This window comes from Vibrio aestuarianus, assembly GCF_028858425.1.
Classification (GTDB): Bacteria; Pseudomonadota; Gammaproteobacteria; order Enterobacterales; family Vibrionaceae; genus Vibrio; species Vibrio aestuarianus.
Genome location: NZ_JAKNYQ010000002.1, coordinates 423,104 through 434,866, shown reverse-complemented (window position 1 = coordinate 434,866; position 11,763 = coordinate 423,104). Strand labels below are relative to the sequence as shown.

The 11,763-nt window shown below is 41.4% G+C and carries 10 protein-coding genes and 1 pseudogene; 3 read left to right on the top strand and 8 right to left on the bottom strand.

Annotation, left to right across the window (positions count from 1 at the left end; all coding sequences use genetic code 11):
• Positions 1–7: 7 nt before the first annotated feature.
• The 6 genes from MCT08_RS15555 to MCT08_RS15530 all read right to left on the bottom strand — a co-directional run bounded on the left by MCT08_RS15555 (position 8) and on the right by MCT08_RS15530 (position 7,563).
• Complete coding sequence (locus MCT08_RS15555; protein ID WP_274678816.1) at positions 8–1,243, bottom strand: RidA family protein; 1,236 nt, start codon at positions 1,241–1,243, stop codon at positions 8–10.
• A 663-nt stretch (positions 1,244–1,906) separates the two neighbouring features.
• Positions 1,907–3,862, bottom strand: coding sequence for an LTA synthase family protein (locus MCT08_RS15550; protein ID WP_274675356.1), 1,956 nt, complete (start codon positions 3,860–3,862; stop codon positions 1,907–1,909).
• Positions 3,863–4,117: 255 nt separating this feature from the next.
• A complete protein-coding gene (locus MCT08_RS15545; protein ID WP_210731464.1) occupies positions 4,118–5,203 on the bottom strand; it encodes a tyrosine-protein phosphatase in 1,086 nt (361 codons plus the stop codon).
• Between the two features lie 298 nt (positions 5,204–5,501).
• Positions 5,502–5,741: a thioredoxin family protein gene (locus tag MCT08_RS15540; protein ID WP_246203264.1), complete on the bottom strand. Its 240-nt coding sequence runs from the start codon at positions 5,739–5,741 to the stop codon at positions 5,502–5,504.
• Between the two features lie 120 nt (positions 5,742–5,861).
• Positions 5,862–6,869, bottom strand: coding sequence for a permease (locus tag MCT08_RS15535; protein WP_053310610.1), 1,008 nt, complete (start codon positions 6,867–6,869; stop codon positions 5,862–5,864).
• A gap of 130 nt (positions 6,870–6,999) precedes the next feature.
• Complete coding sequence (locus MCT08_RS15530; RefSeq protein WP_171981189.1) at positions 7,000–7,563, bottom strand: sigma-70 family RNA polymerase sigma factor; 564 nt, start codon at positions 7,561–7,563, stop codon at positions 7,000–7,002.
• 406 nt (positions 7,564–7,969) lie between these two features.
• Here MCT08_RS15530 and MCT08_RS15525 point away from each other — a divergent pair, with 406 nt between their 5' ends.
• The 3 genes from MCT08_RS15525 to rsgA are packed head-to-tail and all read left to right on the top strand — an operon-like array spanning position 7,970 to position 10,458.
• Positions 7,970–9,148 (top strand): MerR family transcriptional regulator, encoded by a 1,179-nt coding sequence (locus tag MCT08_RS15525; RefSeq protein WP_274678815.1) that lies wholly within the window; start codon positions 7,970–7,972, stop codon positions 9,146–9,148.
• A 10-nt stretch (positions 9,149–9,158) separates the two neighbouring features.
• Positions 9,159–9,410, top strand: a complete 252-nt coding sequence (locus tag MCT08_RS15520; RefSeq protein ID WP_274678814.1) for an acetyltransferase — start codon at positions 9,159–9,161, stop codon at positions 9,408–9,410.
• A 10-nt stretch (positions 9,411–9,420) separates the two neighbouring features.
• On the top strand, positions 9,421–10,458 hold the full coding sequence (gene rsgA / locus MCT08_RS15515) for a ribosome small subunit-dependent GTPase A (RefSeq protein ID WP_274678813.1): 1,038 nt from the start codon (positions 9,421–9,423) through the stop codon (positions 10,456–10,458).
• A 59-nt stretch (positions 10,459–10,517) separates the two neighbouring features.
• On the opposite strand, the pseudogene MCT08_RS15510 reads toward rsgA, so the two are convergent.
• A pseudogene (locus MCT08_RS15510) lies at positions 10,518–10,720 on the bottom strand (alkene reductase); the annotation flags it as partial.
• A 46-nt stretch (positions 10,721–10,766) separates the two neighbouring features.
• Positions 10,767–11,648: a LysR family transcriptional regulator gene (locus MCT08_RS15505; protein ID WP_274675352.1), complete on the bottom strand. Its 882-nt coding sequence runs from the start codon at positions 11,646–11,648 to the stop codon at positions 10,767–10,769.
• Positions 11,649–11,763: the final 115 nt, after the last annotated feature.

Genomic DNA, 11,763 nt, shown 5'->3' with positions numbered 1-11,763 from the left:
AAATTACTTATTCTTGCGGAGGAGTTCCTTCACAATTAGAAACAACTGCATCAATTTGTACTAATGCATCCATAGGAATAGCTGAAACACCAACGACTGTTCTTGCAGGAAGCTCACCTTTAAAGAAAGTAGTATAAACTTCGTTTACCGCGTCAATATCTTCAATATGTTTAAGTTGAATATTTACTTTAACAATATCATCCATAACATGGTCAACACTTTCTATGATAGCCTTAATATTTTTCAAACATTGTTCCGCTTGCGCTTTTACATCACCGACAACTATTTCACTTGTTTGTGGAACAACAGGTAATTGGCCAGAAACATGGTTGTAATGAGAAAAAGCCACGGTATGCGAGTAAGGCGCTTGTGGTGCATTTTCTGTATTATTTGCTTCAATCACAAGTAGACGAGTATCTTCTGGCAATTGTGGCGGTGTGCCGTCACCGTGTGACACTGCGGTATCAATCTGCACCAACGCATCCATAGGTAAAGCGGCTGCGCTAACAACAGTACGTGCCGGAACATAACTTGGGAAATATTCAGCACAAACTTCATTGACCACTTCAATATCTGAGATATTTTTAAGGAATATCGTTGTTTTAACGATATCACTCATTACATGATCGATACTTTCTAGAATGGCTTTAATGTTATTTAGACATTGTTTTGCCTGCTCTTTAACACCACCTGCAACCAATACACCTGTGGTTGGATCAATAGGCAGTTGAGATGAAAGGTTATTGTAATGAGAAAAGGCAACGGTTTGTGAATACAAGCCTTGTGGTGCATTATCTGTGTTCCTTGAAACTTTAATAAGTGCACATGGAGCTTGTGGAGCTGTACCTTCACCGTTTGAAATAAGCGCATCCATTTGAACTAAAGCATCGCTCATCGGTAAAGCGGCAACCGCGACAGTCGTGCGGGTAGGAAGAGAACTTTGGAAAAAGTCTGGATAAACTTCATCGATAGCCTCAATATCGGCAATATTCTTAACGAAGATATTAATCTTCACCACATCGTCCATAACATGGTCAATACTTTCCACTATCGCTTTAATATTTTTTAAGCACTGTTTGGCTTGGTCCTTTACACAACCCACTACAATTTCACCTGTTGTAGGATCTATAGGTAGTTGAGCTGAAATATTATTATAATGAGAAAAAGCTACAGTTTGAGTAGATACTGTGCTTTTAGGTGCGTTGTCTGTATTTCTTGAAACTTTTACAATATCGCCAGTCATATCGAAATTTATCCTATTATATATTGCAGGAATACGTATTTATATTTAATAGATCGTATTGGAAAGAATGATTAAAGTGGCGCAATGGTAAGTAAATTTACTCGGTGTAAATGTGACATAGTACAAATTATCATTTTCTAGAAGACCATAAAAAACCGGATAAATAGTCACTTAACGACTAATTATCCACATTTCTAGGAATAAATTAGATTAATTAATATTTAGCACAAGAATGATTCGAAAATAGTGAATAGAATCCCAGAGGTTAAATCCATTAACTCTCTTAATTTATCGAAATTTTGATACCTTGTTCACAACAATACAGTTCAAATACTCACATCAGCTCAATTGATACGATTTTTATGTCTTTATAAATGAATAAATTATCTGACAAACTCAAGTGTGTCATTCTTATGTTAAAGAAAATGGTAATTTTCATTTCAATCATCATCTATACCCAAACAACTTGAAGTTGCAGGTAGGCGGCAAGTGAGTTCATCCCCATGAGCATAGATGAACTATGTGATTGGGGTGAAATAACGTAGCCAACACCGCTGCAATTTCAAGTAGGAAGGGGATATATTGTAAACATTGAATGAAAGAAATAACAAAGGCGAACCAATGGTTCGCCTTGTACTTTATTATTCACTAAACCGCTAAAAACTAATATTTATCAGAAGCAACGTAGTAGTTTTCTTTAAACGCTAAACTTCCCCACATGGCATTTGCGTGAGCTCGCTTCACCACATCTGGATCTACCGCTTTTTCTGTTAATGTGTCTGTTTTCTGATCGTATTCATAAGTTGAGATACCCTGTCCAGGTTGGATAACTACCACTTGGTTATCAGCTGTCATATAACCGTAATTCTTATCACGCTGCATCATAACACGCTGTTTTTCAACAGGAACATCACGAGTCAAGTCATGTCCAATCATTGGGTTTTGGCTGCTAATACCGGCTAGTGAAAGCAGCGTCGGTGCTAGGTCTATTTGGCTCACAAGACGATCATCGATCTGATGTTCAATTCCACCACCAAAAATCACCGCAGGGATTCTGAAGTAATCAACTGGTACTGGTTGGTTACCTTGCGTTCTTGCGTCATGGTCTGCAACCGCAATAAAGATGGTGTTATCCCAATAATCCGATTTTTTAGCCGCTTCAACAAACTGCCCTAACGCATGGTCAGCGTATTTCACCGCATTTTCAACCGTCTGTTTCGGCTCATTATATGGCTCAATCACGTTGTCAGGATATTCAAATGGACTGTGATTGGATGAGCTAAATACCAAACTGAAGAAAGGTTTCCCTTCTTCATTCATTTGTGTGAATTGTTGGTTTGCTTTTTGGTATAGATCTTCATCTGATGCGCCCCAAGAACCAACAAACTTAGGATCAGCAAAGGTTGGGAAGTCTTGCATGTCGACAAAACCATTACCTAAGAAGAAGCTCTTCATATTATCAAAATGGCTTTCACCACCATAAATAAATTGAGTATGGTAGCCACGCGACTTTAGCAAGTCTGCTATCGAGAAAAAGTTAGTTTGGCTTTTACCTAACTTGACAACAGAGCGTGCTGGTGTTGGAGAAAAACCGGTTGTCATCGCCTCTATACCACGTACCGAACGTGTACCTGTTGCGTACAAACGAGTAAATGCCCATCCTTCATCAATCAGCTTATCCATGTTAGGTGAGACATCAATCCCGCCTAATCGACTGACATAGCGTGCACCGTGACTTTCAAGTAGTAAGATAACAATGTTCTTTGGTTTCCCTTGATATGTTGCTTGATGCTTAGCCATACTTGGTTGGGTATCTGAAACAAAATATTGAGCATCAATGTTCATCGATGCATGAATCTCATCGATCACCTCTTGCTTCTCCATTTTGGGATAGAACTCAAATGCGTTCGCTTCAGATTTCATCTGTTTAGCCGCAAAAATAACAGAGAATGATGAGTTAAGCGTTAAATCGTTGATCAATGGATCACTGGAAAATGAAACCATGGCTGGGTTTAGAGGACGATGACCCAATGAAGAACGCGCACCTAGCACACCCACAGCAATGACTAACACTGCCAATAGTGGTCGCCAGTACCATTTAGGAAAACTTAGGTTAGCAACTAACTGCTTGCTCCACTTCCAACCTAAAACAACCGTCAGAGTAGAAACAACCGCGCCGATAAGCAGCTCTAACTTGTAGCCCGTCCACAGCATGCTGAACACTTCTTTCGGATAAATAAGATATTCAACAAACAAGCGGTTTGGACGTAAATCATATTCCATGATAAATGGCGGAGTGGCCACTTCCATATACACTATGAGCCATAGACCCAGTGTGATCCAGACTCTTAGAACCCAATGCCAGGCGCGTCCAACAATGTGGTTACCAGACAATAAACAAGAGAGCAGCGCGGGTAAAATCAGTAGATAACATAGCGATACAATATCGACTCGCAAGCCACTAAAGAAAATGGTCAGCCAACCGTGAGCGTCACTGACTCTGTCAGAATGCCAGATCGCGAGCCCTAAGCGAGATACGAAAAATATTGCAATCCCCATAAGGAAAACGGCAACGATAGGATACAAGGGACCGAAGTAAGGTTTTAGTTTATTGAGCATAAATTTCAAGACGCATTATTATTGACTGGATTGGTGGATGATACTGTATGGCATAGCTAAAACGAATAAGTTCCTCATTTTTCCTAAAGACTCTTTACTTTCGTGTGCACTAACATCAAGTTTTTGTATCAATTTGCTGAGTATTCCACCAGCGATGTAGAAAAAATGTCAGCATTCAACCAAAGCTTGAAACAGATAAAGGTAAGACTCCTGATTTATAATTAACCACCAAAATTTAACCGCCCATCTGATTCTCTAACTCAACTTTTGATACGCATTATTAATCATTGATTTTTCAAGCCCTAAATTTAATAAATAGTCATACACAACCTGACGACCATCATCAAAACAATTCTCTCCAAGCGCGTTGGTGAGCGCAACTTCAAGCAATTTAAAGCTTCGATATTCACCAATACCCAGCTGATTGGTCAGCAAGTAATTGTTTTCTATATCAGACTTAGTGGCCCCCATAAACAGTTGTAAAAAACCAATAACGACACCAGTACGATCAGACCCTAACCGGCAATGAACATGGAATGGTGCTTGCTCGTTTGCAATGATCGTGATGATCTGTTTGATACCATCTTGAAAACCAAGTTCATTATCATTAAAAGCCTGATTAAGATGCGACATAAAATAAACCGTCTCGTAAGACATCGGCACTGAATAGACACACCCTTGAGACCAGAGCTGTTGATAATAACTGGCCCCCTGTTGTTCTATTTCTTGTTTAAGCTGGTGATCCGTTTCAGACAAATTGATGATATTGGCGATCTGGTACTGTAAGAGCAGTTTACGTACCGCTATTTGTCGGAGCTCTTCGAGCGATTTAAGTTCTGCTATATGAGATCGAGATGGTGAAATCGGATGATAAGAACGATATAGACGCTTGGGTTTTAAAGCTCCTCCTAATACTGATCTAAAGTTGGCTAGCGACTCTTCACTCAAATAATCTTCTCGTTGCTGCTTAATCATAAAAGAGGCTTCACTTGCTTGATGTATCTGTACCAATTCATTCTGGCTTGGATTTTCAGCCAACAGTAAATAGTTGAAACTTCCATTAAACTGATTGTTGAAAAAATAACCTTGCGGATGACAATGGTCGAAAGGTAACGCTTGTTCTAAATCTTGATCCCAAAAAAAGTACTCACAATAGCCAGAATTGCCGATGTGCAGTGCTAACTCTTTGGGCTTAATCAGCGTCAGCGAATCGCCCTCTCGGTGAAACTTAAAATCCTCTTTTACTTTCCAATTGGTTGCGTTACCGACAAAAAAGATATTATTGCTCGCTTGAATTGGAATATTGAAAATAATATTGTCGCCACGATATTGATAGTGCATCACTTTGCTGAACCTTAAATAAAGACCAATATATATACCCAAACCACTTGAAGTGGCAGGTAGGCGGCAAGTGAGTTCATCCCCATGAACATAGATAAACTATGTGATTGGGGTGAGCGAACCTAGCCAACACAGCTGCAACTTCAAGTCGGAAGGGTATGGATAAACTCAGTCTACCGAAATGGTATATACAAAACATGAGATATGAACGACACAAAGAGAAACTTGTGACAGTAACAAAACTTAGTAGGGGTCGCCTAACATCATCGCTGGCATAAAGTGTGTTAGGCGAACCAAGTTAACCCTCCAACCAGGCACATATCATTTGCACTGTTGGGATGGAGCCACAATGGACAACCGTTTCATCCAAAACTACCGCAGGTGTAGACATCACTTCGTAATCCATAATCGTTTCAAGATCCGTCACTTTCTCGACGGTGACTGTAACACCCATCTCATTTGCCACTTTTTCAATAAGCTTCGCTGTATTGACGCAATTAGCACAACCAGAACCTAGTACTTTAAATATTTTCATCATCGACTCCTAATATACCCAAACAACTTGAAGTTGCAGGTAGGCGGCAAGTGAGTTCATCCCCATGAGCATAGATAAGCTATGTGATTGGGGTGAGTGAACGTGGCCAACACCGCTGCAACTTCAAGTAGGAAGGGAGTAATTCCAAATAGATAAATTAAACACCCACCCCATGACCGTAAATGCAGCGAGCAACAAACAAAAAAGTAGCCCTAATAGACGCCATTGCATGACCTGCTTGAGCATCACAAACTCCGGAATGCTGGCAGCAACAGTACTCATACAAAATGCCAACGTCGTCCCAATCGGCAATCCTTTAATCAACAGACTTTCCATGATGGGGATCACTCCAGTTGCATTAGAATAAAGTGGAATGCCCAACAAAACAGAGGCAGGAACAGACCACCACTGCCCTTGCCCTAGGTGAGCTTCTATCCAGCCATCGGGCACAAACCCATGCAAACCCGCGCCTATACCCACCCCGATAAATACCCATATCCAAACTCGCGAAACAATAACTACCATTTCGTGTTTGGCAAAAGCGTGGCGGTCTGCCAATGTCATCTGTGCAGTCATAGTCGTGATTGACGTTTGTGCTTTAGCATTTTGACCACGCTGAAGTGCTTTCATTGCTAATGGTTGAAGCCAACGTTCTGCGCCAATCGAATCTAAAAACCATCCGCTAGTAACACCAATTAACATTCCGACAAACACATACATCAGCATGAACTTCCACCCAAGTAAACTCACTAACAACAACACCGCAATTTCATTGATTAATGGAGATGTGATCAAAAAAGCCATGGTTATCCCTAACGGAATACCTGCTGTTGTAAATCCTAAAAACACCGGGATACTAGAACATGAACAAAATGGTGTAATTGCCCCAAAGAAACTACCAGTTACATATCCGAAAATACGTCTTTTGCCCGCAAGGTAATGGCGGACTTTATCTACATTTAGCGAAGCCCGAAAAAGAGCAATTACGTAAATCATGACCACCAGCAACACCATGATCTTGCTGGTGTCTTCAATGAAGAAATGTACGCCATCGGCCAATTTTGAATTGGGCGTAATAGAAAAGACTGAATAGGTCAACCAATCTGCAAGCAGCGAGAATACTTCAAACATGACAGCTCCCATATGGCTATTGTTGAGCCGATAACCTGATACATCGACTTATCGCTTTGTCATAAGACGAAAGACGAGCTAAAAAGATGCAAGGTTTTAGGATTAATTGACCAAATATGAGATGGATGAGTTATTTTTCAGGAAAAAAGCAGCAAACTCGCTGCTGTTCATCAAAACGGATCCGGCATTGTATTTTCAGAATCTGCTTTAATTTATAACGCGCGCGTTGAATACGTGACTTGGTTGCCGGTAAAGTTAAGCCATGTTTTCGTGCAAATATTTGCTGTGGTTCGCCATTGAGATCACACGCTTCTATGATTGCTTTATCCGCTTGAGAAAGTTGATCCAACGCTTTGGGTAAACATTGCGCGAGGCTATCAATTACGTGCGGATCTTCATCACATTCGCCATGTAATGACAATATTGCGTCATCATCAAACATTACCTCTTTCGTCTTTCTCCACTCATCAACTTGTAAATTGTTGGCGACACGAAACAACCAGGAACGTTGATTTTTGATATCACAAAATGCTTTTTTCTGCAGCAAGGCACGTAAAAATGTCTCTTGAAGAAGATCAAAGGCTAGCTCTTTGTTACCACATTGCTTAAGTAGCCAATGAAATAGCTCAGACTCCGTTAAATGCCAAGTCTGAAGAAGGCATGGAACAACGGTAGGATGAGAAGTATCAGGCATAACAAGCTCGCTTACACATAAAGGTGATGCGTTGACATCTTAAAGTGATTCTCATGTTCAAGAGATTCACTGCTAGTGATAAAAACCAACACCCTAATAATAACGAATCCCCCCACAAAAAAAGCGAGCTATCTAACAGCTCACTTTCGATGTTCAATATTCTTTGAATCTTACAACCATTCCACTGACCGCTGAGCAATCACGAACTGTTCATCACAACCCAAATCTGGGTAGACAATATGTCTAAGGTTAAACTCATCCCAAGCCTCAAAGAGAGCCTAGATAACTCAGAACTCACCTCATTTCTGCCACTATTGGTGAAAAATTCTAACAAGCTCACTTGACCTGTCTACCACTCTACAGTTCATACTATCCAGATATTAAGAACATTTAGGTCAAATCTAACATGTATTTGATTTCGGAATTGGCAGCGAAGGCAAGTCTCTCTCGCACCACCCTACTCTATTACGAGAAGTTAGGGTTGATTAAAGGACAGCGCCTTGACAATGGATATCGCTATTACAATGAAAACGATTTGCAACGACTATTTTTGATTCAACAACTTCAAAGCGCGGGACTTTCACTGAAAGAGTGCGAACAATGCTTAGACGCGAAGTTAAGCAAAAGCTTGTTGGAAAATAGACTAGCGCAACTCAGCCATGAGATTGATAAGAAAGTTCACGCTCGCGAGTTGCTACTGACATTACTTGGAGAACGCCCACAAAGAGAGTTACACCATTCTCTGAGTCAAAATGCACCTAGTGCTTACTTAAACTGGTTAAGCACGCAGGGTTACAATGAGAAAGAGGCGCTCAGATTAAAGTGGTTATCAAAAGATATGAACGAACACGATAGTTACATGAAAGATTTTATGAAGGTCTTTGCAACATTGGAAAGATGGGGGCCAGGGAGTCACAAGGACTCTTTAAAAGCGATTTCATTAATGTCGCCTCAGACAATGACTCATATTTTAGACATTGGTTGTGGTACTGGCACCTCAACATTACTGCTAGCCGACAACAGTACCGCGCACATTACAGCCGTGGATAATGAGCCTGTTGCCATCGAACAGCTCGATAAAAAAATACAAAACGCACAGTTACACGAGCGCATTTCTCCTGTTTGTGCATCCATGACGAAACTGCCATTTCAAGCAAAATGTTTTGATGCGATTTGGGCGGAAGGCTGCGTATACATTATGGGAATGGAGAACGCACTAAAACAATGGAAGCCTCTGTTAAAAGACGATGGCGTGTTGATGGTGAGTGACTTGGTGTGGCTCACCGACTCACCCGACGAAGAGGCCACACAGTTTTGGCTGGCAGACTATCCCGATATCCAATCGATCCCTAAACGGCTAGCCTTGTTCAAAAAGCATGGCTACCACGTGGTCGAACACTTTTCATTAGGTGTCGATGCCTGGCAGAACTACTGGCTACCGTTGAAAGACAGAGTTCACGAATTACAAGCTGTTATGCCTGCATCTCAAGCGTTATTGGACATTAAGAAAGAGATTTCGATTTACGAGCGTAGTGCCGCAAAAGATTTTACCTATCAGTACTTTATTTTAAAACTAGTAAGCTAGAGATAGACAAATGAAATACGGATTGTACAAACAAGAACAAACTCAAGAAATCATTGTACTGTTCAATGACACATTTTCGGATTCAGAAGACAAAGAAGAAGGCGCAGTAATTGCTAAACTGGTAGAAAACTTTCTCACTTTACCAACCAAAGATGAGGACTTTTATGTGTTTATTGCACCATCTTTGGTCGGTGAAGTGATCCCTCACATTGTGGGTAAACCAATATGTTTACCCGCAATCGACAATCCATATTATTGGTAGGTGGTTAAACATGAGCATTCCTTCATTACTTGACTTAGGTATGCGGCCTTTTTTCCAGCAGCAGCTTTCTTTGCAGGAGCTAGAGAACTGCTCGCTGGGGCGAGTCATCGAACATCATAAATCTGACGTTGTCCTGATGGGGGACAATGGGACTTTACGATTGAATCTCCCGCCTAAGCTCGACGCAGTATGCGTGGGAGATTGGGTCGTGTTCGATCACGAGCGAATAATACGTGTACTCGAAAGACAATCCTTGTTCCAACGCAAGGCGGCTGGAAGCGCTCTTAAACGTCAGTTGATCGCGGCCAACATTGATAGTGTTTTTATCGTGAGTTCATTAAATGAGGATTTCAGTTTAAATCGAATTGAGCGCTATTTGGCTTTGGCTAATGAAGCAGGCGCTCAACCTGTGATTGTGCTAACAAAAGCCGATTTACACCCTGATCCTGATGATATTCGCCAGCAAGTTCAAAAGCTCGATCCGCTGTTAAGTGTTCACTGTGTTAACGCATTGGATAACCAAGATGTTTCTGTATTGGAAAGTTACTGTCAGAAAGGCAAGACTATTGCCTTTTTCGGCTCCTCGGGTGTAGGAAAATCGACACTGGTCAATAGCTTGCTTGGTCACAATGAAATGGAAACAGGGCATATTCGCGAACAAGACAGCAAAGGTCGCCATACCACCACCTATCGTACGATTAAATGGTTACCCAGAGGTGGTCTATTGATGGACACGCCAGGAATGCGAGAGTTACAACTGAGTGATGTCAAAGAAGGGATTCAACTCACTTTTGCAGATATTGAATCACTCGCTTCTCAATGTCGTTTTAGTGACTGCCTGCATGAGAATGAGCCGAGTTGTGCGGTCAGAGAAGCAGTAGAAAGAGGAGAGCTATCCTCTAGGCGATTAGATAATTACAAAAAGCTATTACGCGAAGAGGCTCACAACAGTGCGACGTTAGCGGAGAAAAGAGCGAAAGACCGTGCGTTTACTAAGATGGTGAACTCCGTTCAGGAGAAAGCTCGCTCAGCTAAAAAATTTCGCTAGCATTGAAAGTGCAGTACTTTTCCATTAGGAAGTACTGTTTTCACCGTGACCACCTCATCGCGACCTGCATAAATCAGAACGCCTTGGTAACCCTCTCGTAATGCGCGTTTAAAAAAGACTGGCGAATCAGGGACATCGTCCCAATCAACTTCAGCGCTACTGAATAAACAATACCGTGCTTATTCAGTAGCGCAGCAGCATCGGTATAAGTCTCGATAGGGTTTGCATCTACGGTACCATTTAAGGTTGCCAAAAGTGCCAGAAGAAATAGCATCAGCGAGGTAAGTAATGGCCTCGCTTGGAACAATTTACAGATCCAGTTTCGGCTGGATAAAATCTATAAAAGCAGAAATCCGCTTGGCAACAGAAGAAGACTTATAGTAAACCGCATTGATTTGTTCCCGGCCTGAGTTACCGATTTTTTCACCTTCTAACAAAGCAATTAATCTTCCTTCCGCAATATCCTTTTTCACCATAAAGCCCGATAGACAGGCGATTCCATTTCCCATCAATGCGAGTTGTCTCACCGTTTCACCGTTACTTGAGGTCAGCGTGGGTGTCAGCCCTGAAAATCCTTTTAGAGGCCATTCGTTGAGTGTTCTTGGTGTTGAAAATCCGATGGTATCGTGATGTTCCAAATCACTACTCTTACTCGGAAAGCCGCGCTTTGATAAATAATCAGGTGAAGCAACAATGTAAAGTAAACTTCGGCCAAGAGGCCGAGCATGTAAGGTTGAATCATTTAATGCACCGATACGAATAGCAATATCGGTTTTCTTTTCTAGTAAATCAACAAAACCCTCATTGGAGGTCAACTCCAACTCAATATCAGGATAGGCTTGATTAAATGGCTGAACGAGCGGGACTAACTGGTGAAACACAAACGGACTGGCAGCATCAACACGCAGCCGCCCTTTGGGTAATTCCCCACGGGATATGATCTCGTCTTCTGCTTGCTGTAACTGCATCAGCCCAATTCGCACCGACTCAACGAATTGCCGCCCCTCATCCGTTAATTCAATCCGTCTTGTAGTTCGGTTTAAGATCGTCACACCAAGCTGGCTTTCTACCTTACTCACCGCTCGTGATACACGTGCAACCTGTATATCTAGACTCTCTGCTGCTGCAGTAAACCCGCCAGTATCAACGACAGTAAGTAGAATTTCTAAATCGTCCGATTTCGTGCGCATGCTGCCTACCATTTACTTAAGAGTTTCTTTTTAATTATTGCATTTATAACAAATATCATTTGTCAAATAACCTATTTTTCGCAATGAAATTTCCACGCAAAATCTCTCCATCAAA

What these genes read in the sequence shown, in the direction of transcription:
- MCT08_RS15530 (WP_171981189.1), bottom strand. Translation starts at nt 7,563, where the DNA reads ATGCCTGATACTTCTCATCCTACCGTTGTTCCATGCCTTCTTCAGACT.
- MCT08_RS15520 (WP_274678814.1), top strand. Translation starts at nt 9,159, where the DNA reads ATGAAATACGGATTGTACAAACAAGAACAAACTCAAGAAATCATTGTA.
- rsgA (WP_274678813.1), top strand. Translation starts at nt 9,421, where the DNA reads ATGAGCATTCCTTCATTACTTGACTTAGGTATGCGGCCTTTTTTCCAG.
- MCT08_RS15505 (WP_274675352.1), bottom strand. Translation starts at nt 11,648, where the DNA reads ATGCGCACGAAATCGGACGATTTAGAAATTCTACTTACTGTCGTTGAT.
- MCT08_RS15555 (WP_274678816.1), bottom strand. Translation starts at nt 1,243, where the DNA reads ATGACTGGCGATATTGTAAAAGTTTCAAGAAATACAGACAACGCACCT.
- MCT08_RS15540 (WP_246203264.1), bottom strand. Translation starts at nt 5,741, where the DNA reads ATGATGAAAATATTTAAAGTACTAGGTTCTGGTTGTGCTAATTGCGTC.
- MCT08_RS15525 (WP_274678815.1), top strand. Translation starts at nt 7,970, where the DNA reads ATGTATTTGATTTCGGAATTGGCAGCGAAGGCAAGTCTCTCTCGCACC.
- MCT08_RS15545 (WP_210731464.1), bottom strand. Translation starts at nt 5,203, where the DNA reads ATGCACTATCAATATCGTGGCGACAATATTATTTTCAATATTCCAATT.
- MCT08_RS15550 (WP_274675356.1), bottom strand. Translation starts at nt 3,862, where the DNA reads ATGCTCAATAAACTAAAACCTTACTTCGGTCCCTTGTATCCTATCGTT.
- MCT08_RS15535 (WP_053310610.1), bottom strand. Translation starts at nt 6,869, where the DNA reads ATGTTTGAAGTATTCTCGCTGCTTGCAGATTGGTTGACCTATTCAGTC.